At 61.0% G+C, this 24,677-nt stretch carries 26 protein-coding genes and 1 tRNA gene; 9 read left to right on the top strand and 18 right to left on the bottom strand.

Going from position 1 to position 24,677, the window contains the following annotated elements; translation table 11 throughout:
* Positions 1 to 46: 46 nt before the first annotated feature.
* On the top strand, positions 47 to 2,383 hold the full coding sequence (locus HMPREF1206_RS03130) for a DEAD/DEAH box helicase (protein WP_016421938.1): 2,337 nt from the start codon (positions 47 to 49) through the stop codon (positions 2,381 to 2,383).
* On the opposite strand, the gene HMPREF1206_RS03125 is transcribed toward HMPREF1206_RS03130, so the two are convergent.
* From HMPREF1206_RS03125 to HMPREF1206_RS03095, 8 genes are all read right to left on the bottom strand, one after another.
* Positions 2,367 to 2,732 carry an Rv3654c family TadE-like protein gene (locus HMPREF1206_RS03125; protein WP_016421937.1) on the bottom strand — a complete coding sequence of 122 codons (366 nt, stop codon included), beginning with the start codon at positions 2,730 to 2,732 and terminating at the stop codon, positions 2,367 to 2,369. The two genes, HMPREF1206_RS03130 and HMPREF1206_RS03125, sit on opposite strands and share 17 nt — an antisense overlap.
* Positions 2,729 to 3,082 (bottom strand): TadE family type IV pilus minor pilin, encoded by a 354-nt coding sequence (locus tag HMPREF1206_RS10780; RefSeq protein ID WP_016421936.1) that lies wholly within the window; start codon positions 3,080 to 3,082, stop codon positions 2,729 to 2,731. Before HMPREF1206_RS10780 ends, HMPREF1206_RS03125 begins: the two co-directional genes overlap by 4 nt.
* Complete coding sequence (locus tag HMPREF1206_RS03115; RefSeq protein ID WP_016421935.1) at positions 3,075 to 3,347, bottom strand: DUF4244 domain-containing protein; 273 nt, start codon at positions 3,345 to 3,347, stop codon at positions 3,075 to 3,077. The genes HMPREF1206_RS10780 and HMPREF1206_RS03115 overlap by 8 nt, the downstream gene beginning before the upstream one ends.
* A 35-nt stretch (positions 3,348 to 3,382) precedes the next feature.
* Complete coding sequence (locus HMPREF1206_RS11110) at positions 3,383 to 3,550, bottom strand: hypothetical protein (RefSeq protein ID WP_155877871.1); 168 nt, start codon at positions 3,548 to 3,550, stop codon at positions 3,383 to 3,385.
* A 3-nt stretch (positions 3,551 to 3,553) separates the two neighbouring features.
* Positions 3,554 to 4,207: a type II secretion system F family protein gene (locus HMPREF1206_RS03110; RefSeq protein ID WP_016421934.1), complete on the bottom strand. Its 654-nt coding sequence runs from the start codon at positions 4,205 to 4,207 to the stop codon at positions 3,554 to 3,556.
* Positions 4,204 to 5,094, bottom strand: coding sequence for a type II secretion system F family protein (locus tag HMPREF1206_RS03105; RefSeq protein ID WP_016421933.1), 891 nt, complete (start codon positions 5,092 to 5,094; stop codon positions 4,204 to 4,206). The genes HMPREF1206_RS03110 and HMPREF1206_RS03105 overlap by 4 nt, the downstream gene beginning before the upstream one ends.
* Before the next feature lie 66 nt (positions 5,095 to 5,160).
* Complete coding sequence (locus HMPREF1206_RS03100; RefSeq protein WP_016421932.1) at positions 5,161 to 6,306, bottom strand: TadA family conjugal transfer-associated ATPase; 1,146 nt, start codon at positions 6,304 to 6,306, stop codon at positions 5,161 to 5,163.
* The gene (locus HMPREF1206_RS03095) at positions 6,299 to 7,699 is read right to left on the bottom strand and encodes a hypothetical protein (protein ID WP_231367169.1); all 1,401 of its coding nucleotides are present in this window, start codon (positions 7,697 to 7,699) and stop codon (positions 6,299 to 6,301) included. The genes HMPREF1206_RS03100 and HMPREF1206_RS03095 overlap by 8 nt, the downstream gene beginning before the upstream one ends.
* A gap of 679 nt (positions 7,700 to 8,378) precedes the next feature.
* Between HMPREF1206_RS03095 and HMPREF1206_RS03090 the strand changes: the two genes are divergently transcribed.
* A complete protein-coding gene (locus HMPREF1206_RS03090) occupies positions 8,379 to 9,278 on the top strand; it encodes an HAD family phosphatase (RefSeq protein WP_016421930.1) in 900 nt (299 codons plus the stop codon).
* 24 nt (positions 9,279 to 9,302) lie between these two features.
* On the opposite strand, the gene HMPREF1206_RS03085 is transcribed toward HMPREF1206_RS03090, so the two are convergent.
* Positions 9,303 to 10,280: a hypothetical protein gene (locus HMPREF1206_RS03085; protein ID WP_016421929.1), complete on the bottom strand. Its 978-nt coding sequence runs from the start codon at positions 10,278 to 10,280 to the stop codon at positions 9,303 to 9,305.
* A gap of 204 nt (positions 10,281 to 10,484) precedes the next feature.
* Between HMPREF1206_RS03085 and HMPREF1206_RS03080 the strand changes: the two genes are divergently transcribed.
* Complete coding sequence (locus tag HMPREF1206_RS03080) at positions 10,485 to 10,985, top strand: phage holin family protein (protein ID WP_016421928.1); 501 nt, start codon at positions 10,485 to 10,487, stop codon at positions 10,983 to 10,985.
* A 93-nt stretch (positions 10,986 to 11,078) separates the two neighbouring features.
* A complete protein-coding gene (locus tag HMPREF1206_RS03075) occupies positions 11,079 to 12,056 on the top strand; it encodes an alpha/beta fold hydrolase (RefSeq protein WP_016421927.1) in 978 nt (325 codons plus the stop codon).
* Between the two features lie 82 nt (positions 12,057 to 12,138).
* Here HMPREF1206_RS03075 and HMPREF1206_RS03070 read toward each other — a convergent pair whose 3' ends face one another.
* Genes HMPREF1206_RS03070 through nth form a run of 4 tightly spaced genes read right to left on the bottom strand, consistent with a single transcriptional unit; the run spans position 12,139 to position 15,791 of the window.
* A complete protein-coding gene (locus HMPREF1206_RS03070) occupies positions 12,139 to 13,335 on the bottom strand; it encodes a MarP family serine protease (RefSeq protein ID WP_042388343.1) in 1,197 nt (398 codons plus the stop codon).
* Complete coding sequence (locus HMPREF1206_RS03065) at positions 13,332 to 14,189, bottom strand: CoA pyrophosphatase (RefSeq protein WP_016421925.1); 858 nt, start codon at positions 14,187 to 14,189, stop codon at positions 13,332 to 13,334. Before HMPREF1206_RS03065 ends, HMPREF1206_RS03070 begins: the two co-directional genes overlap by 4 nt.
* Positions 14,186 to 14,947 (bottom strand): redoxin domain-containing protein, encoded by a 762-nt coding sequence (locus HMPREF1206_RS03060; RefSeq protein WP_016421924.1) that lies wholly within the window; start codon positions 14,945 to 14,947, stop codon positions 14,186 to 14,188. Before HMPREF1206_RS03060 ends, HMPREF1206_RS03065 begins: the two co-directional genes overlap by 4 nt.
* A gap of 16 nt (positions 14,948 to 14,963) precedes the next feature.
* Positions 14,964 to 15,791 (bottom strand): endonuclease III, encoded by an 828-nt coding sequence (gene nth / locus HMPREF1206_RS03055; protein WP_369707170.1) that lies wholly within the window; start codon positions 15,789 to 15,791, stop codon positions 14,964 to 14,966.
* A gap of 620 nt (positions 15,792 to 16,411) precedes the next feature.
* On the opposite strand from nth, the gene glxR reads away from it, so the two are divergent.
* Together glxR and HMPREF1206_RS11105 are read left to right on the top strand one after the other, a co-directional pair.
* Entirely contained in the window at positions 16,412 to 17,095 is a 684-nt protein-coding gene (gene glxR / locus HMPREF1206_RS03050; protein WP_005511668.1) for a CRP-like cAMP-activated global transcriptional regulator GlxR, read from the top strand.
* A gap of 206 nt (positions 17,096 to 17,301) precedes the next feature.
* Entirely contained in the window at positions 17,302 to 17,502 is a 201-nt protein-coding gene (locus tag HMPREF1206_RS11105) for a hypothetical protein (protein ID WP_147580929.1), read from the top strand.
* A gap of 226 nt (positions 17,503 to 17,728) precedes the next feature.
* Here HMPREF1206_RS11105 and HMPREF1206_RS03045 read toward each other — a convergent pair whose 3' ends face one another.
* The 4 genes from HMPREF1206_RS03045 to HMPREF1206_RS03035 form a co-directional block, all read right to left on the bottom strand.
* Positions 17,729 to 18,544, bottom strand: a complete 816-nt coding sequence (locus tag HMPREF1206_RS03045; protein WP_005511689.1) for an MBL fold metallo-hydrolase — start codon at positions 18,542 to 18,544, stop codon at positions 17,729 to 17,731.
* Positions 18,545 to 18,679: 135 nt separating this feature from the next.
* Complete coding sequence (locus HMPREF1206_RS03040) at positions 18,680 to 19,156, bottom strand: RidA family protein (RefSeq protein WP_016421922.1); 477 nt, start codon at positions 19,154 to 19,156, stop codon at positions 18,680 to 18,682.
* A gap of 136 nt (positions 19,157 to 19,292) precedes the next feature.
* Positions 19,293 to 19,454 (bottom strand): hypothetical protein, encoded by a 162-nt coding sequence (locus tag HMPREF1206_RS11100; RefSeq protein ID WP_005511670.1) that lies wholly within the window; start codon positions 19,452 to 19,454, stop codon positions 19,293 to 19,295.
* Between the two features lie 71 nt (positions 19,455 to 19,525).
* The gene (locus tag HMPREF1206_RS03035; protein ID WP_005511664.1) at positions 19,526 to 19,888 is read right to left on the bottom strand and encodes a WhiB family transcriptional regulator; all 363 of its coding nucleotides are present in this window, start codon (positions 19,886 to 19,888) and stop codon (positions 19,526 to 19,528) included.
* A 370-nt stretch (positions 19,889 to 20,258) separates the two neighbouring features.
* Between HMPREF1206_RS03035 and HMPREF1206_RS03030 the strand changes: the two genes are divergently transcribed.
* Complete coding sequence (locus tag HMPREF1206_RS03030) at positions 20,259 to 22,667, top strand: transglycosylase domain-containing protein (protein WP_016421921.1); 2,409 nt, start codon at positions 20,259 to 20,261, stop codon at positions 22,665 to 22,667.
* 60 nt (positions 22,668 to 22,727) lie between these two features.
* On the opposite strand, the gene HMPREF1206_RS03025 is transcribed toward HMPREF1206_RS03030, so the two are convergent.
* Positions 22,728 to 23,189, bottom strand: a complete 462-nt coding sequence (locus tag HMPREF1206_RS03025; RefSeq protein WP_016421920.1) for a GatB/YqeY domain-containing protein — start codon at positions 23,187 to 23,189, stop codon at positions 22,728 to 22,730.
* A gap of 39 nt (positions 23,190 to 23,228) precedes the next feature.
* On the opposite strand from HMPREF1206_RS03025, the gene HMPREF1206_RS03020 reads away from it, so the two are divergent.
* Together HMPREF1206_RS03020 and HMPREF1206_RS03015 are read left to right on the top strand one after the other, a co-directional pair.
* On the top strand, positions 23,229 to 24,164 hold the full coding sequence (locus tag HMPREF1206_RS03020) for a metallophosphoesterase (protein ID WP_016421919.1): 936 nt from the start codon (positions 23,229 to 23,231) through the stop codon (positions 24,162 to 24,164).
* 171 nt (positions 24,165 to 24,335) lie between these two features.
* Positions 24,336 to 24,412: transfer RNA gene (locus HMPREF1206_RS03015), tRNA-Pro, on the top strand.
* Positions 24,413 to 24,677: the final 265 nt, after the last annotated feature.

Raw genomic sequence — 24,677 nt, 5'->3', positions numbered from 1 at the left:
GTCGTCAAACATATGAAGTGCGCGTTTACAGGAAAGGGTGGCGTCGGTGGAGTCGTTTGGGCGGGAGCTGCTGGGGCCGGTTATTCGTGCGCATCCGCGGGCGACGGTGACGCACATTGCGGATCTTCCTGCGCGTGCTGGCGTGACCGCGCCTTGGCCCGAATGGGTGCCGGGCTGGCTGAAAGAAGTGCTGGTAGATCGCAAAATTGAGAACCTGTGGACTCATCAGGCGACAACCGCGAACCTTGCCCGCGAGGGCGTGCACTGCGTCGTCGCGACGGGCACGGCGTCGGGTAAATCGCTCGGCTACCTGCTGCCCGTGCTCACAGAACTGTCCGCCACCCCCGCGGCCACCGCGCTGTACCTCTCCCCGACCAAGGCGCTGGGCGCCGATCAGCTGGACACTGCACGCGCGATGGCACCGGCGTCACTGAGTTCGCTGATTTCGCTTTACGACGGCGACACCCCACAAGACGCCCGGCGCGCCATCCGCGACCACGCCCGTTGGGTGTTTACCAACCCCGATATGCTGCATGTTTCGGTGCTCGGCAACCATGTTCGGTGGACGCGGATGCTGCGCAACCTGCGCTATATCGTCGTCGACGAATGCCATGCCTATCGAGGCGTGTTCGGCGCCAACGTCTCTCAGATTCTGCGTCGCCTCCTGCGGCTATCCCGCGAGTACGGCGCCTCGCCGACCGTGATTTTTGCCTCTGCGACGACCAACGACCCCGCTGACCAGGCTCGTCGCCTCATCGGCGAGCCTGTCGAGGCCATCACCGAAGACGGCGCCCCGGTCGGCGAGCGAACGATCGCCCTGTGGGAACCCGGCCTGCTCCCCGACCTCCAAGGCGAGAACGGCGCACCCGTGCGCCGCCCCGCCCCGACCGAGGCCGCGGATATCATGGCCGACCTGCTTGTCGAGGGCGCCCGCACCCTGACCTTCACCCGTTCGCGAAGCAGTGCTGAGAAGGTAGCGCTCGGCGTGCGTGAGCGCCTGGAGAAGCGCCACCGCAGCGATATCGCCGAGCGCATCGAGTCTTACCGCGCCGGCTACCTGGCCGAAGAGCGCCGCGACATCGAGCGCATGCTCGATGACGGCACCCTGCTAGGTGTGGCCACCACCAATGCATTGGAGCTGGGCATTGACGTCGGTGGCCTCGACGCGGTGGTGCAGGCCGGTTTCCCAGGCACGGTCGCTTCATTCTGGCAGCAGGCCGGCCGCGCGGGCCGTCGTGGTCAGGGCGCGCTGGTGGTGTTGGTGGCTCGCGATGATCCCATGGACACTTACTTAGTCCACAACCCTTCCGCGCTGTTGGGCCGGCCAGTGGAGAAGACCGTCTTCGATCCCCGTAACCCGCATGTGGTGTGGTCACACCTCTACTGCGCGGCTGTGGAGAAACCCGTCACCACCAGCCAGCTTCAGGCGTGGGGAACCCTGCCCGTAGCCGAAGATATGGTGTCAGCGGGCTGGTTGCGCAAGCGCACCTGGGAAGGACAAGAACCCGTCTACTACCCGACCGATCGCGATGAGGGACCACGCATTGCCACTGCGCACGATGCCGTGAACGTCCGTGGCGGCGATGGTCAGGAAGTGGCTATCGTCGACCAGACCGATGGCCGACTGCTTGGCACCATCGATCTTGGCCGTGCGATGCAGCAGGTTCACGACGGTGCCGTCTACTTGCACCGCGGCGAGTCCTACCTTGTCGACCAGCTGGACTTCGACAGCCTCGTCGCCCTGGTCCACCCCGAGCAGCCGCGCTATTCCACCAGCTCACGCATGGACACCACCATCCGCATCCTCGATGTTGACGATATGCGCCACTACCAGGGCCTACAGGTCGCTTCCTGCCAGGTCGAGGTCTTTCACCAGGTCACCTCCTATCTTCGTCGCCTGGATACCGGCGAGATTCTCGACAGTGTTGAACTTGACTACCCTCCGCAGCGTTTGGTCACGCGCGCCGTGGCCTACACAATGCCCGAGTCCACCCTGCGCTCCTGGGGCGTGGGCTCCGACATCGCGCCGGGGGCTCTTCACGCAGCCGAGCACGCGGCTATCGGCATGCTGCCACTGATTGCCACCTGCGACCGCTGGGACATCGGCGGTGTTTCCACGGTCATGCACGCCGATACCCAGCAGCCCACCGTTTTTGTGTACGACGGGCACCCTGGTGGTGCGGGGTTTGCCGACCGTGGCTACGAGGCCTTCGCTCAGTGGATTCGCGCAACCCGCGATGCCGTCGCCGCCTGCGAGTGCGAATCCGGCTGCCCATCGTGCATCCAGTCGCCCAAGTGCGGCAATGGCAACGATCCGCTGGACAAGGCCGGCGCAATCAAGGTGCTCAGTGGGGTGTCGCGCGCGCTTAACGACGGCCAGTAGCAGCATCCTCCACCGCTACCGGCCCTGCCCTGGACGTGGCTTTTCTCTCCTTTCGTTGGACGCTGACCTGCACGTCCTCCCCATCAATCTCGCAGGCCACAATGCGTGCATGATTAGCTTTTGCGATTGACCCCGCAGCTTTGCAGGCGTCGTCGCTCTCTTGCGCAGCCACGGCGCCGGCCACCGCGGCCAGATCCGCTGCTACCGCTGCCTGCCGCGCCTGCACCACCCTCACCCCGGCCGTAACTCCGACCAAAGTCAGAACGACGAAAGCGGCGATGAACAGTGCGGCTGCGACTGTGGTGGAACCTTCTTCTTCGCGGAGAAGGCGGGCTGTCACGTTTCTCATGACGATGCCGCTCTCTCCCGCAGTGCAACCGCGCGTGCTTCCAGCGAAAATGGCCCCGCTGAGCGCCGAATGGTCACGCGCACGGTACCGGAGGTTTCCGATATCGCGACCTGCCCATCTGCGTCGGCGCGGAGCTCGGCTACTGTCTCCGCATCGCCCCGTGCCTCAGCCCGTGCGATGGCTCCGGCTGCGTCGGTAAGCCCTAGGTACATTGCGATGGTGACCAGCCCGGACAGAGCCGTGGCCATGACCGTGACCAGTGCCGCGAGACCGAAAGCGGTTTCTACCGTGGTTTGGCCTTCGTCGCCGACGCACAGGCGATGAAGCGTAGAGCGGATGCGGCTAGACATCGGTGTTGAGCGCCCTTTCGATGATATCGGTGAGCGCCTGGGTGATATCGCCGCCGGTCACGACGGTGTAGAGCAGGGCTCCGAAAGCTGCGGCCGCAATAGTTCCGAGAGCATATTCCACGGTTGACATGCCGTTTTCCTCAGTTGCCAGAGCGTGCAGACGCTTGTGCAAATACGAGCGCAGCTGGGACTGCGCAGCGGTCAGCGGATTGGTTGAAGAGTTGGTTGGAAGGTTGGTCGGATGGTTGGAGTTTTGAGTGGTCATGAGTGTTTCCCCCTGTGTGGATGTCGAGTGACAGGTCAGTTGTGAGGTGTGATGTGCATTGACGCGCGTTGATGCGGGTTGATGCGTGTTGGAATGCGGCGCGGCAGGCGGACCACGCGCACAACCGAAGTCACAGCTGAGAGCGCAACCAGCACTGCATCCGGCGCGTGCCAGCGCGCGGGGCTTGGCGCAGAAGTGTCCACGCTTCATGACGGCATCAGTCCTGCAAACATTTCGTCGGCAAGCCCAGCGATGGTGGGCACCAAACCCAGCACCACAAACGCGGGTAGAAAGCACAACGCCAGCGGCCCGGCAATGAGGACACCAGCCTTTTCGGCGACGGCTTGCGCCGCATCGTGCGCTTGACTGCGGTACATGGCAGCGGTGTCCTCCAAGGCCTGCGCCAGAACGGTGCCGGATTCGCTTGCTCGGCGCCCAGCTGTCGCCAGGGGCACGAGCGCGGGTGTGGCAGCAAGGCTTTCCCAAGTGGAGTGCGCGCCCACGGACAACCTGGCGGAACACTGTCGAAGTGGCTCGGCCAGCTCAGGGTTTGCACCATCGGCAGCTGCTGCCATGGCCTGTGACAACGGCATACCGGAGCTCAAACAAGCGCCAATGATGTCGAGGGCCGCTGCGGCATCGAGCAGCACAGCCGAGCTGATGCGCTCACCTCCAATGAGAGTTCGCACACGTTCCCGCACCTGTGCGGCAATCTGCGACACCCGATTGGTCACCTGTCGACGTAGGCCTCCTCGCACACGAGCATCCGACTCGGCTACCAATTCGGGCAGTCGGCTGCGGACGGGATTGAACGTCGGCAAGCAGAGGTAGACGGCGATGAGAAGTGCGGCGGCAATCATTGTCCGGCCTCCGCACGATCGATGATGGCGACCGCCCATTCGATGCCCGCGCACACCAGCCCGACACCGATGACCAGCACAATTCCTCCGATACCGCGACTGAGGAACTCGAATGGGGACGCTCCGAAAGCTTGCCCCATGACCAAACCGAACACCGGCAGCGATGCCAAGATGGCGATCGTCATGCGCGGTCCCGCCAGCGCGGCAGACGTCTGTGAGCGATGCGCCTGACGAGCCTGCAGATCACCCCGCGCGCAGTCCAGCAACCCAGCCAAACTCAGACCGTGTTGCTGCGCCACCGTCCACATACGCCCAATCCGGCGCAGTTGCTCCGAAGATTCTTCGCCCTCCCACGGGTCGGCGAAGTTCGCGCGATGCGCCGCGTGCGCGAGATGATCAGCCAACACAGTCTCATCCCCTGACCTGCGCAATTCCGCTGCTGTCGCGTTGAGCGCTCGTGAAGCCGCCGCTCCTGCGCGCAGCCGCGCGGTCAAAGTTTCCAGCGCTACCGCAGCGCTGTCCGCTTCCCGACGTTCACAGCGCCTCTCCCCCACAGCGCGCACTACTGCCCCTGCGGTGCGACCCAGCAACAGCCCGGCTATGACACCTGGAATCCCGGCGAGCCACAGCAACACGAGTGCTGGGCCTGCAACGATGAGGATTGATAGTCCTGCAGTTCGATTCGCACTGCCAGTGCTTACTGCACTCGACCCCGTGGAACCAGCACCAAGTCCAACCATGCGCTGCAACCACTTCAGCCCGCCGGACACCTCGCGGCCACGGCCTGCCAGTGCTCGCGAGCGCACCGCCGCCGAGCTGTCCGGCCAGATAGCGACCGCCGCAGCCGCTCCCCCAATGAGCATCGCCACGCTAAACCCTTCCCCCATAGCTGTTAATCTCCCCGTCTAATCCCCTGACTTTTCCTCTAGTCATTCCATCGGGTATTCCACCGGTTATTCCCCGCCGACCAGCAACTTCTGCAACGCTTCCCAACCCGGCCCAGGCCCATCCCGAGCAGTCCAGACCTCCACCACCTCCGGTGGGTTACCGCGTAGCAGCCCGATCTGTGCCAGCCTGCGAACATCAGCGCGTTCGACCACCAACACCACCTGCACCGCCGAGACCAACTGCGCATGCAGCCCGGCGCGACCAAGGCCACCGATCAGCCCCAAGGTCTCAAAGCGCGCCACGACATCCCCAATGCGGTTGGCGTGAATTGTCCCCGCCCCACCGCGATGCCCCGTATTCAACGCTGCCAGCAGATCCACCACTTCGGCGCCTCGAATCTCCCCGACGACAATGCGGTCGGGACGCATGCGCAACGCCTGCTTCAGCAACTCCTGCTGCCCAATCGCACCGGCGCCCTCCAGGTTGGCGGCCCTGGTCACCAGCTTCACCACATGCGGATGCTGAGGCTGCAGCTCCGGAGTGTCCTCGATACACACAATGCGCTGGTCAGGATTAACTTCTGAGAGCATCGCCGCCAATAGCGTGGTCTTTCCCGCACCCGTGCCACCGGCGACAATAAACGACAGCTGTCTCGCCACGATTCCCCGCAACACCGGCAGAATTTTCGGTGGAAATAGCCCGACATCGCATAGCTCCGCAAGTCCGCGACGAGCCGGACGCAGCACCCGCAGGCTAATCTGAGTGCCGGTCGCCGACGGTGGGGAAAGCACCGCATGAACTCGCACACCACAGCCGCCGACACCACCAGGAATATGGCCGTCTGCCCAGGGTTGCGCGTCGTCAAGCCTTCGTCCACACCGCGACGCGAGCCGCACCGCATACGCGCGCACCTCGCCCTCGTCCGCGAAGGAAATCTCGGCGCGCTCCAGTCCGTTGCCGGCGTCGACCCAGACCTCGCCCGGCGCGGTGACCAGCACATCGCTGACACCCGGGCGTCGCAACAGCGCATCCAACACACCCGCGCCCACTGTTTCCTCGCGAATCGTGCGTAGAATCTCCAGCACCTTCACATCGGAGACAACCCCCGAGGTCTCTGCGCGAATGATGTCGGCGACCTCGCTATGCGATGCCACCCCAGGCCGCTCCGCAAGCGCCGTCCGCACCGCCGCCAACAGCCTGACGTCATCCATCGCCACCACCGCCGACAAGGGCAAACATCGCTTCCAATCCCCGCGTCAGCTTGCCGACGGTTCCAGCGAGCCCGCCCACATCTATCTCGTGAGCTACCTTCTTGCAGTACTCAATCTCACCAACAATGGGCAGGTCGAGAGCGTATTCCACCTCTTCGACACTGATATCGCGGTGCTGCTGGTACCGAACTACAAGATTTGGGGTGAACCCCGCCTGTGCACAGATGCTCGCCAAGTGCCCAGCGGCTGCGATGGCTCGAACGGAGGTGGGCAGGACTATGACGGTGTCATCGGCAAGTGCGCCGAGAGTGGTGACGTACTCCACCTGCTTCGGGCAGTCCACGATGACCGTAATTCCGGCATGAATAAGGCAACTAATGGTGCTGGCAATGTGCCGGACATCGTCGGGCCTGTCGGTTCTGTCGGCGCTGTCGAATTTGTTGTTCGCAGAGGCGTGGTTGTAAGTCGTCTCGGGCGTGCGACTGCGAGTCCACGTCAACACTTTCAGAGCGGGTGATCGCGGGCAGGATGGCAGTGCTTCGTAGAGTGCCGCCCCGTCGAGACGACCATCAGCAGCCGAGAAGTCCTGCCACCTCAGTCCCGGTTCCGTTTCCATCCCGAGCACCAGATCAATGCCTCCTGCCAGTGCGTCCGCGTCCACCAAACAGACTGGCTTTTCACGGGATAGAACCAATGCACTCGCCGCCGCAACAATGGAAGCCCCGGCACCGCCGACCGCAGGAACCAACATCAGGCACGTTGCCGTGGAGTCGGTTGTAGTCGCCGGCGTGTTCGATACGGGCTCTGTACCCGGTGCCGTAATCACGTCGGTGCTTGCAGGTGACGCTGGGTTCTGATGGTGGTTCAGGAGGCTCGAGCCGTTTTGGTGATTGGTGGGATTCGGAGCATCCGGGCGTACGTCGCCACGGCCGAGCAGCTCGACAATATCGACGTTATCCGCGGGCAAACTAGCACTGTAAACAGGAGCTAAAACCTTCGCTACCTGCGCATCTTCCGCCTCAGTATCACTGCGGACCAGAAAGATTGCTCCCTCACAATGAGGCCGCCCGGCTAATCTTCGGGCTGCCGGTGCATCGACGAACACCGCTGGTGCCCGACGCCACAGGGCCGATGAAACTCCCGCTCCTGTCGATACTGACGATGGGGAAGGCTCTGGGGCTGATGATGATAGTGATGCTGGCGGCGAAGCAAATGTTTGTGCGGCCACTGACGCTGCAGCCACAGGTGGCACGGTCTCCTGCACACAGTCACGACCGGTAGCAGCGACTATGAGCGCAACCTCTTCACGCAGCGCTTCATCATCGACGGCGTTGACTACTGGATTTGTTGGAGCCTCGGTTCGCTGAGCCATGGACAGTTTCTTGATCGCCATGGCCATAGCGTGCACTACAGGGCGGATTCAATGATGCCCACAAGGGGCCAAAACCTCGCTGTCTGTGGATAATTTTCAGACTGTGGATAACTGCAGAACGCCACGTCGCCTTTGCCTTATGCTACTGCGCGACCTGGCTACTGCGCGGCCTGACCAATGCAAGTTAGTGACTACGTTTATGTCAGGTGGCGTTGGGTCGATGCGAGTTAGTGACTGTGTTTATGACAAAAATGGCACGAAAAATGACTTGAAAGTGTCATAAACTCATACAGTTTCACATTTGCAGCCCGCAATTTTTACTACATACCCCTCAACATTGGGCCAAAAAGGGGCGACGCCCCGCGCCGGGGGGGGATTGGCGCGAGGCGTCTTTAACCGGCTCGGGGGGGGATTGAGCCGGGGCGGCCTCGCAGTCTGTTTCTAAAAAGAACAAGAAGGGGCCAGCCACGTCCAAGTATTACATATCCCGAGGAATCTGCAAATACCTTACAAAGGATTTAATGCCCATTATGTTCGATGTCACGTTTCCTCGATTAATCGCGCCGACCCAAACCCCACCGACCCGAACGCCACCAGACCCACGACCGCCACCGGCCCAATCGCCCCAATCCCCCACCCAGCAGTTAAACACTCATAATGCTCTCCCCGTGCCCGACATCCATGGGTAAGCTCGGAGTCTATGAACACCGGCGAGAACAAGGCTTCAACAACGCCGCAGCCGCGCGCTTCTACGGACACGAGCAGCTCTAAAGATGCCCAAATCGCTGCAGGCCTCCACGCCACCGCTGACTCTCGCGTCGCTGCGTTCTTTGACCTGGATAAAACCATTATTGCCAAGAGCTCGGCATATGCGTTCAACAAGCAATTCCTCGAGCGCGGCATCATTTCGCCGACAGACATGCTGCAAATGGCGCTCAGCCATGCCCTGTACATGTCGCAGGGGCACGATGAGGCTCAAATGGAGGCCACCCGCGAGCAGTTTTCCGCCCTTATCGCTGGTCACAGCGCAAGGGAGCTGCGCCAGGTCGCCATCGAAACCCTAGAGCAGAACATCACTCCGTACATCTACGCCGAGGCCTTGGAGCTCATTCGTGAACACCGCGCACAGGGGCATCAGGTGTTCATTATCTCGGCATCGGCTCGGCAGATTGTTGAGCCCATTGCGCAGGCGCTCGGTGTCTACAACGTGGTGGCCACCGAGCTGGAGGTCCGCGATGGGCTCTTCACGGGTGAAACGGAGTTCTTCTGCCGAGGCGAAAACAAGGCCGTGCAGATGCGTCGGATAGCGGAAAAGCGCCAGTTCGACCTGGCCGAATGCTTTGCGTACTCGGATTCCATCACTGATGAGCCCATGCTGTCTGCAGTCGGCCATCCCGTTGTGGTCAATCCCGATCGCGCTCTGCGCAAGATTACGACGGAACGTGAGTGGCCTGTGCGCCAATTTCGGAATCCCGTCCCGCTGTTTCGCGCGCCGTCGAAACGCAATGCTGCAATTCTTGCCGGCGTCACACTGGCGCTTGGCGCGGGTGCGACGCTGTTGGCACTGCGCAACAACGACGACGAGTCAAAGGCCGACTAACCCACCATCCGGCAGCCGGCCCGCCTACACCGCTTCGGCGATACCGCGCGCTTCCACGGCACCGGCCTTCAGCCCCTCCAGGTGCAGGAGAATCCACGCACGCAGGCCATCGGCGCTTCCCGACGCGAACCCCTCTGCGGCCTCGAAATACTCCTGGCGGTGGCGAGTCCAGTAGACCTCAGGCACGGCCAAGCCACGCGGATCCAGGCCGGTTGCGACAGTCGTCAGTCGCGAGGCGGCGCGGGCGATGATGCCGTTGTGGTACTCGAAGGGGCGCAGAGTCAGCAGCTCACCGTGCACAATCGCCGAGAGCACACCAGCGTGAATCTGGCTGCGGCCAGTGATGAAGTCACCGAGCACGTGCAGACGCTGCTCCTTCATCGCAGACGAGAGCTTGTCGTCACCGACCGGACGGCCGGCCTTCATCCGCGCCTCGGAACCGTCTTCAGTCTCACCTGCGGGCGATGCGTTCAACGCAAACTTGGCCAGCACTTGCTGCGGAGCGCGCTGCCACACGCGGGTGGTCTCACCAATTGACTCCGGGGAAATGGTGTCGGCAACCCGCAGGGCTGCTGCGAGTACGGGATCGGTGATGTTGCCGTCGTCGGGAAGCGATGGCTCGCCGCCTTCTAGCCACGCCGATGCCCGCGCGCCACGCAGGACCGACTCGGAGCCGGTGACGTTGTGCTTGCGCAGGTTGGCCTTGTGCCTATGGACGGCCTGGATAGCCTTGGCCGCGACATCAGCCGCGTGCGCAACGCCGTCGAGCTGCCACAGGGGCGCGAGGGGGTCCTTGGGGTCAAGCTGCGGAATAGCAGCGGCGGGAGCACTGTCAGCGCCACCGGCACCCGATTCAGATGCCTTCGCCTGCGCTGCCTCACGCTCTGCGCGCTTCTTCGCCGACACGGAGGATACACCCAGGCTCATGCCAGCTAGGCCACCCTTTCCGACACCGGCACCAACTCCATCGGCTCCACGCACGTTCTCAGGCTGATCGTTCATATCCCACACCCTAATTCTTCACCGCTAAGTAAGTGACAAACTTATATAGAAATGGTCAAAGATGAGAAAAACTTCAACGAGTTCTTGGCTTTTTCGCCCTTATGGCGCGCCCTACCCACAATCAGAGGTAGTATGGCAGTTTGTAACTGCAGTTTTAAAGTTTCAAACCATCTTTTCCAACCATCTGCGTAGGAGGAAGTACACGTGAGCAACGACGATACGAAGGGTCTCTTTACCGACGGCACCGAACCGCGTGTTACCGCTATCCCGCTGAGTGATGTGGATAGCAACGCATCGGGTGATGCTAGCGTCGGCCAGCTCGTGTCTAATGCTTCTTCGCAGATTTCCGCTCTGGTTCGCTCTGAGATTGAGCTGGCCAAGGCCGAAATTGCTGGCGAGGCTAAGAAGGGCGCAGTTGGCGGTGGCTTCTTCGCGGTTGCCGGCGTCGTCGCACTGTACTCCTCGTTCTTCTTTTTCTTCTTCCTCGGCTGGCTGCTGGATGTTTGGCTGCCAACCTGGGCTGCGTTCCTCATCGTTTTCGTTCTGATGCTGGTCATCGCCGGTGTTGCAGCACTGCTGGGTCTGAAGAAGGTCAAGTCGATCCGCAAGCCGGAGAAGACCATCGAGTCGATGCAGGAGCTGAAGGGGGTCGTGCCGTCGGGGTCGGCGAAGAAGTCTTCGCAGTCGAACGGTATGTACACCTAAAGGCTTAAAAGAAATTGGGCGGGACTTGTTGGTCTCGCCCTTTTGTCTTATTCAGTCCCGGTTTAAGCCCTTCGGATAAGGTATTTTCCCCTCATGACCTCCCTCAGCGATTCTCTCACTGGCCCCTGGCGTCATCGTCTCATTCACGTCCGCGGCCAGCGCCTACACATCGCCGAGTGCGGCCGCCCCTCCGATCCGCTCGTGTTGTTTATTCACGGCTCGACTGGCGGTTGGTTTGAATGGCGCGAGGTTCTGCCACTGCTTAACGACGACTCTGGCGACCCCCTCCCCGTGCACGCTGTGGCTATCTCTATGCGTGGCTACGGTCAGTCCGACCGAACACCGCAAGGCTACGATCCGTTTGAGGCGGCCCAGGACATCGCCTCATCGATTCGCTCGTTGGGGCACTCGACCGCGCTGCTGGTCTGTCAGGGGTTCGGCACCTGGGTGGCGTGGACGTTGGCTTCGCGGCAGCCCAATCTTGTCTCCGGAATTATTGGTTGTGGTGCTGCACATCCGAAAGTGTGGCTGAACCAGTTGAAGAGCCCGTGGTCGGAGGACTTCCGCAGTAGCCTGGCTCCTCTGCTGCGCCGTTCGTGGTGGGACTCGCGGCCACGGGTACCGCAGTTGCGTCGCAATAAGTTCAGCACGCAGGCGGCTGAGGCTCGCCAGCAGCGGCTCATTGAGCGCATCGTGCGCGAGTCCATGTCCACCGCCGGGGAGGGGTTCGCCGAGACCCCCGCGGGGAAACAGACCGCGGAACTCATGACCGATAGCCTGGCCAGTGGTGCACTCCGTCCTGCACTGGCTCACATGAATTGGTGGACGCGGCCGGCTCCGGCCGCTTTCCGCAAGTGGTTGAGTGCGATGGAGGGCCCGTCGAAAAGCGATGAGCACACGGTGCTGCTCGTCGGCGAGCAGGACACTCGTACCCCACGTGCGCTAGTGGAGCTCAGCTCGAGTCACGTGCGCGTTGTGCCGGATTGTGGGCACTTCCTGCCGGCAGAGAAACCTCAGGCTGTGGTGCAGGCAATCAGGGATCACTTGGACTGGTTGCCGGAGGGGTCTTAGGCTTCGGCTCGGCTGAAGCTAGCCGGAACTCTCCTGCGGTTGCGGCTGGGGCTGACCTGTCCACAGACACACAACTTTCCGCTTACCCCGCCACGCACTGCTGCGTGCCGATGGCCCCGTAGTTATTCATCGCCTCATCAATGTGTGGCTGGACCTCGGCGTGCGTCAGCGCGTAACCAGTCTGGTCATTATTCACACCGGCACCGAAGACCAAGCCCAGGATCTGGCCCTGCGGCGTAATCAGTGGGCCGCCCGAGTTACCGTGGCGCACATCTGCCTTCAGAACATAGGACTGACGCTCGTGCCTGGTCGACGAATAAATATCCGGGCCTCGAATAATGATGTTCTCCGTCACGCGCGCAGGTGTGGCCTTAAAGGGGCCGGACTCGGGAAAGCCCAGCACTACCGCGTCATCGCCCGGACGAGCTTCCTGATCCGCCCACTGCATGGGCTCCAGGGGTAGGTCGGTGGTTCGGAGCAGTGCGACGTCGTCAAGCGGATCGTAGTGCACGACGTTCGCGTCAGCCATGCCGACCACGGTTTCCAGCCGAACAGTGGTGGCGCCAGCGACCACGTGCGCGTTTGTCAGAATCAAATCCGGCGCGATGACAAAGCCAGTACCCTGCAGCAAACGTTCGCACTGCGGGGCTTCGCCCAAGACGCGGACGATGGACGGTCGAATACTGTCGACGACACCTTGCGAAATCACATTGGGGTCGACGGGTTCATCGGGGACGTTCTGCTTGTAGCCGAATGGCGGAGCGATGGCGGGCATTCCATCATCGCGAAGCTGACGGAGGATGCCACTGAAGCCGTCGCTCCATTCGTCGGGCGCGACCTGGTCAATGAGGTTCATGCCCTTGGACTCACGCACCCAGTCGGCGAACTGCCCGGGCACGGCGGTGGCCAGCGGCACGGCAATCATCCATGTCACTACCAGCGCAGTCACGGACTGCACGATGGCACCGAGGCTAGAATCCAGGCCGACTGCCAGCGGCGAGCGAATGGTATTCCGCAGCGACTGCCCCGCCACTGTTCCCACCGCATGACCAATCAACGCCAACAGAATCACCGTGCCGAGGCCCAGAAGAACCTTTCCCGACTGGTTCTCGACCTGCGCCATAGCTAGCGGCGCCAAGGGCACACCAATGACCAAGCCCAGGACAACGCCCAAAATGGCCATAATCGACGAGACGGCGCCCTGCTGCCAGCCGACGATAAGCGCGAAAATGAAGACCGCCAGCAGCGCAACGTCAAACACAGCGATTGCAGGCATCATCGTCGGCCTCCCTTCAGTACGGACAGTTTTTCACCATTAGCGGAACGCGCGAGCACCGGCAAAAGTTTCTGCACGTTGGTGTCGTCCCACGGTTCCGACCAGCCGGCCACGTCTAGCAAGTAGGACAGCACGCCGCCGGTAAAGCCCCAAACGACGAAGTCACCAACCTTAAATGCCGGTCCTGTCCAGCCGTGATAGCCCAGCATCATGCGGTTGTCCGGATTCGTCAGGTGGCTAATTGGCACATTGAGCACCGATTCCGTCTCTGCAGGGTCGACCACACGCAGCGGATGCGGTGCATGCCAATACGCCAACACCGGATTCACCGCGAAGCCAGTCCGCGAAATGTCAATCGAGTCCAGCACCCGCACCGGTGTCACCGTCTCTCGGTTCAGGCCGGTTTCTTCCTCGGCTTCACGCAGCGCGGTATCGATTTCATCCACGTCCTCGGGATCGACACGACCGCCCGGAAAAGCCATCTGGCCTGCATGCTTACGCAGGGTTGTCGCCCTGTGTGTAAGCACCACGCTGGCATCCTCCGGCCGTTGGTGCGCCTCCGCATCACCGCTGATCAGCACCAACACCGCCGACCGCGCCGGATTCCGCAACGGTTTCTCCTGCGTCGAGGAGTCTCGCCGCAACTTCGCAAACGCACGCTTCACGCTTGACGACGAAGCGGAGCGACCGGCCACCTGCTGCTCCGAGTGGCCTGTTGTGGCGTGGCTGGCGCTGCTGGCGTGACCTGCCGCGTCGTGATCAGCACTGACCAGGTGCGGCGGCAAACTATTGGTCAACCACTTCGGCAGATACAGCCCCGAGCTTGCGTCACGATTCCACGACTGTCCCTGAGTCACTTCAATGCACCTCGCACGAGATCAGTAATCTGCTGCGCATCGGTGAATTCACCAGGATGAATGGCCGCCACCGTGCCATCTGCCTTAAACACCACGGTGATGGGCACAACTCGCGGTAGATTCAACGCTGGTCCGACCACGTCGACCGTGTCCGAGTAGGTCGGTAGCTTCACTCCGATTTCCTGCAGGAAGGCTTGGCCACGCCCCGCCTCGCGAGCCGCATGCACCGTCGCCACCTGCACGTCCGGATTGTCCTTGGCCCATTGCTCAATAAGCGGTAGCTCTTGGCGACACGGCGCACAGTTCCACGCCCAGACATTAAGCACTGTCGGCTTGCCCTCGACGATCTGCCCCATGTCCACCAGTTCCACTTGCCCAGCCTCGTTGTCCTGGCTTGCCGAGTCTCCCGACTCCGCCAACAGCGGCAAGCGCACACCGGTCAGCGAGCCACTACCCGCTACCGCCGCGATCTCATCCTTTGACATCGCTGGCGCTGCCGGTGCACCATCCACTTCACCATCACTGCCAGCGCCATCACCATTGCCAGCGCCATCCGCATCGACACTCACACCAGATCCGGTCCCACCACCGTCGGCCTCGTCATTGCCACCAGTGGTATTCACAATCGCGAAAATCACCAGACCCACAATGCTAATTCCCGCGATGAGCAGCGTAATCAGCGATGCCGAACGGTTAACGTCCGCCTGCCGATCCTCATAGTGGCCACCATTGTGACTATGACCGCCCTGCTCATTCACGAAAAGTGCTCCTCGACTAGTCCTGTGTCGCTGTGGTGTTGCGCGCGCTATCCCCGTCGTCAAGCGCGGAAAGTTCCTCCCCACTGTAGCCGTCATTAAGACCGGCCAGGTAGAGAAGCCATTCCCTATCGTCTGACTTAATCAACTTCTCCGCAGTCTCCGGCTCCGCCGGACCCGCGACACCATACGACGGGCAATCCGCCGCCAAGAAGCACGCCCCGCACGCCGCCCGGCGCGAATGGCACACCCGGCGACCGTGGAAAATCAGGCGATGCGAAAACCACGTCCACTCCGCGCGCGGTAGCACCTCCATCATCTCGTGCTCAACGCGCACCGGATCTTCCTGCTCTGTGAGCCCCATGCGCCGCACCAGACGCCCAAAATGCGTATCGACCGTCAAACCCGGCACCCCAAAAGCATTCCCCAGCACCACGTTTGCCGTCTTTCGCCCCACGCCCGGCAGCTTCACCAGCTCCTCCAACGTGCCCGGGACCTCGCCGCCGTGCTGCTCCATCACCCCCTGCGCAAAGCCGATAATGTTCGCAGCCTTATTCCTATAGAAACCCGTCGGCCGAACGAGCTCCTCGACCTCCTCCTGATTCGCAACCGCCAAATCGGCAGGGCTGGGGTACCTAGCGAACAGCGCCGGCGTGGTCATATTCACCCGCACGTCCGTACACTGCGCCGACAGAATCGTCGCCACCGCGAGCTCATACGGATTACGAAAGTCCAGCTCACAGTGAGCATTCGGGTATGCCACCGCCAGCGTGCGGTTAATCCGCCGCGCGCGCCGCACCATACCCAGGCGCGTCTCCTTCCCTCGCGCCGCCGGATGCGCCCCCACCGCCCGACGCTTCTTCGACGTCAGGGATCCCTGCGGGTGCGTGGGCTGGGGTTTGCTCGTCGCCTGGTGCTTGCTTATCTGGTGCTTGCTTATCGACGATGCCTTGCCGGTCGTATCCATGGTCGTAGTGTATCGGCTACCCCGGATTGCAATTCGCGTGCGCACCTTTCGCGGGCCGAATCCTTCGATTCGTCCGGGATGCGGATGGAACCGGTAGCAGCTCGGGCATATTCGGTCAAAAACCAAAGAAGTCATGCCCCACCACATCTTGGAACACCGTTAGCGAATTATTAGTTATAAATACACAGTTCAGCGGCTTTTCACCAGAATTCCCCACAGGCGCAGTGGCTCTTTTGCTACAGTGGTGCTTATCACATCTTGGTGACGGCGTAGTTTTGGGATGCATCTGTAGAGGCGATTTGTCGTGAAATTCGCCCAGGGATGAACCTGCCTTGAAAGCTGGCAGCGGCGTTACCGGGAAAGACCGAAAGTAGTGGGACTAGTGGGACGGGGTAGTTTCTCTTCCTGTTTGGCCACTGCAATCTGTAGTCGAGTGCTAATTTGGCGGCTGCTGGCCTGTATTTACGGTGGTTAGTGGCCAAAGACAGGAGAATTTTACCGTGGATGACGTCAAGGAGATTCTCTCCCGGGCCGGTGTATTTCAGGGAGTCGACCAGGAGGCTGTGCAGGCCTTGCTCGGCGAGCTCGAGACGGTTCGCTTCCCGCGTGGAACCACCATCTTCAATGAGGGTGAGCCGGGCGATCGGCTCTACATCATTATTGATGGCAAGGTGAAGCTGGCTCGTCGCTCAGCCGACGGTCGTGAAAACCTGTTGACCATCATGGGCCCGTCCGACATGTTCGGCGAGCTCTCCATCTTCGACCCGGGCCCGCGCACCTCCTCGGCGGTCTGCGTCACCGAAGTTTCCGCCGCGTCCATGAGTGCCGATCAGCTGCAGGAATGGGTTGGTTCGCACCCTGATGTTCCAGCTCAGCTGCTGCGCATGCTGGCCCGCCGTCTGCGCCGCACCAACAATTCACTGGCTGACCTCATTTTCACCGACGTCCCAGGTCGCGTTGCTAAGTCCCTGCTTCAGCTGGCCAATCGCTTCGGTGTTCAGGAAGGTTCTGCTCTCCGCGTGAACCACGACCTGACTCAGGAGGAAATCGCACAGCTCGTCGGTGCCTCCCGAGAGACCGTTAACAAGGCTCTGGCAGAGTTCGCCCACCGCGGCTGGATTCGCCTTGAGGGCAAGTCCGTGCTCATCTCCGATACGGAGCGTTTGGCCCGCCGCGCACGTTAGCTTGTTGCGCACGTTAGCTTGTGGCGCACGTTAGCTTGTGGCGCTTGCGGCGCTGCCCAAACGACTCACATCCCGCAGCCTCTGCTTTTGGATCCTCGGTTCCCGTAGGAGCACATGAAACGCATGAGGCTCGCGGGATTTTTGTTGTCTTCCCCCGCTGGCCTGGCATGCTGACCTGGTATGCCGGCCTGCCATGCTGACCTGGCATGCCGGCCAAGTTTGGCGCACTTATCGATGCTTTTCTGCCACTTATCGATGCTTTTCCACCACTTATCGATGCTTTCCCGGCACCTATCGATGCACCATTCACCGATTTCTCCCCGCATCAATCACTTATCGATGCGCTGTTCACTTATGCGCGCGCTATAGCTCATCGACAAGTGGATACCTCATCGATAAGTGATTGAGCTGGCCCCGACGAGGCCAACCCACCCAACCGGCACTAGCCCACCCCAACCAGCACTACCCCAAACAAAAAGCGCGCAACCCGCAAAACTGCAGGTCAAACGCTCTTTTCATGCGGTGAGTCGAGCTCAGCTTCACTCAAGCTCGGCTTCAGCCAAGCCTCAATTTCGCCCAGCCCAGACCAGCCCAGCAACCAGCCGAAGCCAAAGCCCAGCCAAAGCCCAGCAATTACTCCCCGTGATCGCGCAGGTAGCGCAGGGTCACACGAGTCGACTGCTCAGCAGCATGACGCAGCACCGGATCGACATCGGTGTAAATCTCATCCACAATCTGGTCGACCGTAGCTTCGTCGCCCAGCTTGGCAACGGCATCCTTCACCTGCTGAAGGCGCAGCTTACGACGCTCAATGTACTTCTGCGTCATTACAGTGATGTCCGGCAGGTCAGCACCATGCCCAGGCAGCAGACGAACACCCTTGCCGCGCGAATCCAGCATTTTCAGGGTTTCCATGTACTTACCCAGGTCGCCGTCGGTCTCCGAGATCATAGTGGTGTGGCGGCCAGCGATCGTGTCACCGGTAACGATGCCTTCAACATCGTCCTCGCCATCACCAGTGTGGATGAAGAAGCAGACGGAATCAGCGGTGTGACCAGGGGTTGCCACGACCTCAATCTGCGGAGTCACTCCGTCGAGGACGATACGTTCGCCGTCGACAAGCGGATCCTGACCTCCCGCGCAGTACTGAGACTCCAGCTCACGAATCGGCGCGCCGGTGAGCTGGCGGAAACGTGCGGCGCCATCAGCATGGTCGCCATGACGGTGCGTCAGCAGAATCAACGCAACGTCGCCGGCATAACGCTGCAGGACGTTCAGGTGTCCCTCGTCCTCCGGGCCCGGATCGATGACAATGCTGCGGCTATCCCCCTCAGCCTTAATAACGTAGGAGTTCGTACCCTCCAGCGAAGAGTAGCTGGGGTTCGGGCACAGAACGACGCCCACAGACTGAGAAATCTGACGCAGTTGGCTATACGCAGGATGCTCCATGTCCTCTATCCTACGTGGTTGCGCAATCCGGGGAGCGCGCCACGTCGTCCAATTCGGCTCATTTGGGTGTAAGCACGCTTTACGACGACCCGGAGAACGCAACATTCCCACTGGTCACGGCAGCAAACACAGCAGCTACTGGGCTACTTCAACGATGATCTCGACTTCCACGGGAGCGTCCAGCGGAAGCTGATTCACACCCACTGCTGAACGAGCGTGCTGGCCGCGTTCACCGAAGACCTCGCCGAAGAGTTCCGAGGCTCCATTGATAACGCCCGGCTGACCAGTGAATCCGGCGGCGGAATTGACGAAGCCGACGACCTTCACGATGCGGGCGACATTGTCTAGGCCAACCTCAGCATCGACTGCGGCCAAAGCGTTAAGAGCGCAGGTGCGGGCGGCCTCCTTGGCCTCCTCAGCAGTGACTTCTGCGCCGACGTGGCCGACGTGGGTGAGCTCGCCGTTAACGAATGGGAGCTGACCGGAGGTGAAAACAAGGTTGCCCGTGCGCGTTGCGGGTACGTAGGCCGCAACTGGCGCGGCAACTGCAGGCAGGGTAAGCCCCAGGCCCTCGAGGGCCTGGGAAGGAGTGCGAGATTCAGAGTTGCTCATTTAAGTTAAGCCTTTCCACGGCGACTGGGGGCCGGGCGAATAAAGCCGGCCAAAGAAAGATGGCAGCCAACCGTGAGTCAGCTGCCAATCGAAAGCACAACCGCCGTTGTTAGTTAGGTGCTAGACACCGAGGTAATTAGTCAGCCTTCGGGCGCTTGAAGTAACCGACGTGGTTTTCGCCGGTCGGGCCGGGGAGAACAGTGACGAGTTCCCAGCCGTCCTCACCAAAGTTGTCCAGGATGGCCTTGGTGTTGTGAATGAGCAGCGGTGCGGTGAAGTATTCCCATTTAGTAGTCATGGAAGCTACTTTATCTGTCCCCCAGCCTCGCGCGCTGGGGGTTTAGTTTTACTTCGGTCTAAGTTCGGTTTTTACTTAGCCAGCTTTGCCTTGCGCTGAGCTGCGTACTGCTCAGCGTAGAAGTCGGCCCACGAAGTAATTTCCGGGTGCTCGCGCAGCATTGCGCGGCGCTGACGCTCGGTCAGGCCACCCCAGACGCCGAACTCGACGCGGTTATCCAGAGCGTCGGCACGGCACTGCAGAACCACTGGACAGTGGCGGCAGATAACTGCGGCTTCGCGCTGTGCGGCGCCGCGAACGAACAACTTATCCGGGTCAATATCGCGGCACTTAGCGCGCGGGACCCACTCCTGACGATCGCGGAAGCTCTCTACACCGAGCTCGTAGTCTGGCGTAGTAGCAGTGCGGTTGCGATCGGGAATCGTGGCGGTCATTGTAGCCTCCTCGTGCCTGCGATTTTCGTTATTTCGAAATAGTTTCAACTAAATAGTGCTGAAATTTTGTTGTAAGTCTATTCACACCAACCAAATAATGTCGATTGGGTCACACTGGGAGGGTGGGCGTGGCGCAGCTCTAAATACAACGATGCAGGTGGGGCAACTTTTTCCAACAAAAGCACGGGGGTGATTTACGTCACTATGAAAATCTTTTTCCAGAAACCACCACACGATGAGTTGCCCGGTATTGTAAGGGCGCTCGTAGCACTCCTCCCCCGCTCGCCAGGCGTTTTACTGGACTCCCCGGGCATGTCACTAGGTGGATTTTCGAAAACCCACTTCGGCTCAATCCGCCCTACCTTGTAGTGTGATTGCTGTGAATAAAGGTTCGACGCTGTTCAAGCTCTCCGTTGCCACTGTGTTGGCAGCGTTGATTATGGCCAGCGCCCTCTTTCCTCTTGTGGGCGGCTCGGCCTACCTCGTCGCGCGCACGGCTGATGAATTCGCGTCGGCGTCGCGGTCGGTGATTTCTAAGGACGCACCAGGGGTCACCACTATTACGGATCGTAATGATCAGCCAATTGCGTGGCTCTATGATCAGAGGCGGTTTAATGTGCCGTCGGAACGCATCTCGCCAGCTATGAAGGACGCGCTGGTCAGCGTGGAGGATAGGCGCTTTTATGAGCACTCTGGTGTGGACTGGAAGGGTACTGCTCGTGCGGCGGTAAAGAACTTCATGTCTCAGTCGGTGCAGGAAGGCGCCTCCACGATTGAGCAGCAGTTGATTAAGAACCACACGCTGCTCGTGGACGCGCAGTCGGAGTCGGAGCGCCGCGCTGCTACTGCCACGGATTATGGCCGCAAGATCCGCGAGATTCGCATCGCGTTGGATCTGGAAGATGAGCTGACGAAAGACGAAATTCTGACTAAGTACCTGAACTTGGTCCCCTTCGGCAATGGCGCTTTCGGTGTGGAAGCTGCAGCTCAGACCTACTTCGGCATTCCCGCGTCCGATCTGAATGTCCCGCAGGCCGCTCTGCTCGCGGGCATGGTTCAGCAGTCCTCCGGGCTCGATCCGTATACAAATCCGGAAGGTGCGCATGCACGGCGTAACGACGTGCTTGCGGCCATGGAATCCACGGGGGCAATTGGCCCGCAGGAGGCTCAGGACGCCAAGGCAGCTGATCTCGGCATCCTTCCGGAGCCTCAGCGCCTGCCGCAGGGCTGTATCGCGGCGGGCGATCGGGGTTTCTTCTGTGATTATGTGGTCTCCTACTTGGAGAACCACGGTATTGAGACCGAGAAGCTCAAGCGCGGTGGCTTCCATGTGAAGACCACACTGGACCCGCGTGTGCAGGACAGCGTGCAGGAGTCTCTGCGTCAGCAGGCGTCACCGACTGCGGATGGCGCAGCCGAGGTTATGAGTTTGCTTGAGCCTGGGGATGACTCCAGGAAGTTGCTCGCGATGGCGTCGTCACGCGTATACGGCCTCGATGCGGAACAAATGCAGACCGTGCAGCCGCAGCCATTTACGCCGGTGGGCAATGGCGCGGGCTCGATTTTTAAGATTTTCGCGGCGACGTCGGCGGTGGAAAAGGGGCTGGGTATTGACACCAACTTCCCGGTGCCGCGTCGCTATGAGGCCTCCGGGCTGGGCACCGGTGGCGCAGAGGGCTGCCCGCCGGGCCTGTACTGCGTGGAGAACGTAGGTAGTTTCCCGCCGTCGATGTCGCTGCGTGAGACGCTCGCACGGTCGCCGAATACTCCTTTTATTCAGATTTCGGAGCTGGTCGGCGTCGATGGCGTGATGGACATGGCGGTACGCCTGGGCATGCGCTCATACACGGAGCCGGGCAGTTTTGATGGTGAGTCCTCGGTGGCGGACTATGTCTCGGAGCATAAACTCGGCTCGTTCGTGCTGGGTCCGACGTCGGTGAATAACCTTGAGCTGTCCAATGTCGCTGCCACCCTGGCCAGCAATGGCCGCTGGTGCGAGCCCTCTCCGATTGAGTCAATCACGGACTCCAAGGGCAATGCGGTCAAGCTAAATGTGCCACCGTGCGAGCAGGCAGTGGAGCCGGGTGTCGCGCACGCGATTGCTAATGCGCTCAGCAATGACGCCACCGATGGCACCGCGAAGGATGCCGCGAAAGAGCTGAATTGGGAAGGCCCAGTCGCGGCTAAGACCGGTACCACCGAGTCGAACCAGTCTGCGGCATTCCTGGGCTTCACCGGCGGCCTGGCCGGATCGGTGTACGCCTACAACGACACCCCGACTGTCACGGAGCTGTGTACGTCGCCGCTACGCCAGTGCCCGAACGGCAACCTCTTTGGTGGTCGCGAGCCCGCGCGGACATGGTTCGGCGCAGTCGGCCCGGTTATCGAGGATTATGGCGGAAAGAACCTCCCACCACTGGATTCGGACTACGGACTGGGTACCTCTATCACCCAAATGCCGAATGTGGTGGGCATGCAGAAGGCCGAGGCCCGGGAGACCCTTAAGAAGGCCGGCTACAAGGTAGAGGAACGCACAGTCTCCCTCACCGGCGAGTCGCGCGGAATCGTGGTCGGGTTGGATCAGCCGCCGCTACTACTCAAGGGTGGCACCGTCACAATCCGCGTGGCCGATGGCACCCGCCGTCCGACCCCGCCACCAGCGCCGTCGCCACGACCGGACTCGACGACGACCCGGCCGGATCCGCTACCGCAGTTCCCTCGCCCGAACACTCCGCCAGCGCCGAGCTTGCGGGATCTGATTCCGCTGCTGCCGTTCTAGTTCACCCTAGAAGGCAGCTCCAACGCTTATCGCCGAAAAAGGAAACGGCGAAAGGTCGCGCTAGCCCTGCAGGGCAGCCTTAACGGCCTCGGAAAGCCGCTTGCCATCGACCTGGCCAGCGGCCTTTTCCTTAGCCACCTTCATAACCTGGCCCATGATCTTCATGCTCGGCGCGTCATCGCCAGCAACCTCGGCCACAGATTCCGCGACGAGGTTCTTCACGGCGTCGTCGTCAAGCTGTTCCGGCTGGTAGCGGGCGAAAACCTCTGCTTCGGCGAGTTCGGCGTCGGCAAGTTCCTGACGGCCGTTCTGGGCGTACATCTCAGCGGACTCGCGACGCTTCTTGACCTCCCGCTCAATCACACGCAGCACCTCGTCATCGGTGAGCTCGTGCTTGGAGCCGGAAACCTCCTCGGTCTGGATGGCGGCCTTCAGCATGCGCAGCGCCGCAACGGTTTCCTTGTCGCGGGCCTTCATCGCGGCGGTCATATCGGAGACAATTGTGTTCTTCAGTTCACTCATACGCCCTAGATTACCGCTGTAGTTGATAGTGTCTCTGTCATGACATCGCGCGCTTTTTCCAACCAAATTCTGCGGTCTGCCGCAGCTCTCGCCACGCTTGGCTTGACGACGTTCCTCTACGCGAACCAAATCGAATTGCGTGCATTTAAACTCCACCGTGTGCAAGTTCCCGTGCTGGCACCCGGCACGCTCGCCCGGGTGGGAAAGCGCGAGGGTGAGCCTTTCCGGATTCTGCATGTCTCCGACTTCCACATGCTCCCCGACCAGAAGTTGAAGCAGAAGTGGGTTGCCAGCCTCGATGCTCTGAACCCTGACCTGGTGATTAATACCGGCGACAACCTGGGCAGCGACAAGGCCGTCCCCAGTGTCCTCGCAGCGCTCGGCCCCCTACTGAACCGTCCGGGTGCCTTCGTGTTCGGTACGAATGACTACTTCGCGCCACGGCCTGTCAATCCGCTGAAGTACCTGACAGGCAAGAAGCGCAAGCCCTCACGCGTCGAACTGCCGTGGCGCGGCATGCGCGCTGCGTTTATCGAGCACGGCTGGCAGGATGCCACCCATGCCCGGCTGGAGTTTGTGGCGGGTGGCGTGAAGGTGGCGCTGTCCGGTGTAGATGACCCTCATCACGAGTTGGAGGATTATTCGCAGATCGCCGGTGCTCCGAATGCGGATGCCGACATCGCTATCGGCCTGTCGCACTCGCCAGAGCCCCACGTGTTGGATGCTTTTGCGGAAGACGGCTACGACCTGGTGCTTTCTGGTCACACACACGGTGGCCAGGTGTGCCTGCCCGGCGGGAAGGCCATTGTGACCAACTGCGGTATCGACCGCTCGCGGGCCTCGGGGTTGTCGCGCTGGACCGAGAAGACATGGCTGCATGTCTCCAATGGCCTTGGCACTTCCCCTTACGCTCCGGTGCGCTTGTTCTGCCGCCCATCCGCGACCTTGATTGAGGTTGTGGAGCGGGATTCGTAGTTCGTAGTCCGTCGGGGTGCAGTTCGTAGTTTGTAAGGGCGCGGCGGAGACCGCGGCTTGTTCCCACAGCCCGTTAAGCAGGCGTTTTGCATTCTGACTCAGCGTCGGGCTAAAGTAAGTCCTCGCAAGCACAGCACTGAGACGTATGTTCCCAGTTCGTGTCTGCGGCCTCGGGGTATGGCGCAGCTTGGTAGCGCGCTTCGTTCGGGACGAAGAGGCCGTGGGTTCAAATCCCGCTACCCCGACCAAGTAGAAACCCTCTCTCACCTGGAGTTATCCGGGCGAGGGAGGGTTTCGTCGTTGGCTGCTGAACCCTACTATTTGCCGCGGTTCAGGGTTGATAGCCAAAGAGTGCGTCCAGTTCTCAAGGTAGCGACTAGTCAGGCCCCAACTGCGGCAGCACCACAGCCCGGAGTTACGGGGTTACGTGGCAAAACTGTCAACCCGAAAACTCAGGGGCTGCAAATGTGAAACTGTCTGAGTTTATGACACTTTCAAGCCATTTTTCGGGCG

This window comes from Corynebacterium sp. HFH0082, assembly GCF_000411235.1.
Taxonomy (GTDB): domain Bacteria; phylum Actinomycetota; class Actinomycetes; order Mycobacteriales; family Mycobacteriaceae; genus Corynebacterium; species Corynebacterium jeikeium_D.
The sequence above is the reverse complement of the archived record's forward strand: the minus strand, read 5'-3'. Positions and strand labels throughout refer to the sequence as shown.

Excerpts from the sequence above, each read along its gene's own strand:
- HMPREF1206_RS03125 (WP_016421937.1), bottom strand. The coding sequence starts at position 2,732 with ATGAGAAACGTGACAGCCCGCCTTCTCCGCGAAGAAGAAGGTTCCACC.
- HMPREF1206_RS10780 (WP_016421936.1), bottom strand. The coding sequence starts at position 3,082 with ATGTCTAGCCGCATCCGCTCTACGCTTCATCGCCTGTGCGTCGGCGAC.
- HMPREF1206_RS03115 (WP_016421935.1), bottom strand. The coding sequence starts at position 3,347 with ATGACCACTCAAAACTCCAACCATCCGACCAACCTTCCAACCAACTCT.
- HMPREF1206_RS03110 (WP_016421934.1), bottom strand. The coding sequence starts at position 4,207 with ATGATTGCCGCCGCACTTCTCATCGCCGTCTACCTCTGCTTGCCGACG.
- HMPREF1206_RS03105 (WP_016421933.1), bottom strand. The coding sequence starts at position 5,094 with ATGGGGGAAGGGTTTAGCGTGGCGATGCTCATTGGGGGAGCGGCTGCG.
- HMPREF1206_RS03100 (WP_016421932.1), bottom strand. The coding sequence starts at position 6,306 with ATGGATGACGTCAGGCTGTTGGCGGCGGTGCGGACGGCGCTTGCGGAG.
- HMPREF1206_RS03095 (WP_231367169.1), bottom strand. The coding sequence starts at position 7,699 with ATGGCGATCAAGAAACTGTCCATGGCTCAGCGAACCGAGGCTCCAACA.
- HMPREF1206_RS03090 (WP_016421930.1), top strand. The coding sequence starts at position 8,379 with ATGAACACCGGCGAGAACAAGGCTTCAACAACGCCGCAGCCGCGCGCT.
- HMPREF1206_RS03085 (WP_016421929.1), bottom strand. The coding sequence starts at position 10,280 with ATGAACGATCAGCCTGAGAACGTGCGTGGAGCCGATGGAGTTGGTGCC.
- HMPREF1206_RS03075 (WP_016421927.1), top strand. The coding sequence starts at position 11,079 with ATGACCTCCCTCAGCGATTCTCTCACTGGCCCCTGGCGTCATCGTCTC.
- HMPREF1206_RS03070 (WP_042388343.1), bottom strand. The coding sequence starts at position 13,335 with ATGATGCCTGCAATCGCTGTGTTTGACGTTGCGCTGCTGGCGGTCTTC.
- HMPREF1206_RS11105 (WP_147580929.1), top strand. The coding sequence starts at position 17,302 with ATGCCGGCCAAGTTTGGCGCACTTATCGATGCTTTTCTGCCACTTATC.
- HMPREF1206_RS03045 (WP_005511689.1), bottom strand. The coding sequence starts at position 18,544 with ATGGAGCATCCTGCGTATAGCCAACTGCGTCAGATTTCTCAGTCTGTG.
- HMPREF1206_RS03040 (WP_016421922.1), bottom strand. The coding sequence starts at position 19,156 with ATGAGCAACTCTGAATCTCGCACTCCTTCCCAGGCCCTCGAGGGCCTG.
- HMPREF1206_RS11100 (WP_005511670.1), bottom strand. The coding sequence starts at position 19,454 with ATGACTACTAAATGGGAATACTTCACCGCACCGCTGCTCATTCACAAC.
- HMPREF1206_RS03035 (WP_005511664.1), bottom strand. The coding sequence starts at position 19,888 with ATGACCGCCACGATTCCCGATCGCAACCGCACTGCTACTACGCCAGAC.
- HMPREF1206_RS03025 (WP_016421920.1), bottom strand. The coding sequence starts at position 23,189 with ATGAGTGAACTGAAGAACACAATTGTCTCCGATATGACCGCCGCGATG.
- HMPREF1206_RS03020 (WP_016421919.1), top strand. The coding sequence starts at position 23,229 with ATGACATCGCGCGCTTTTTCCAACCAAATTCTGCGGTCTGCCGCAGCT.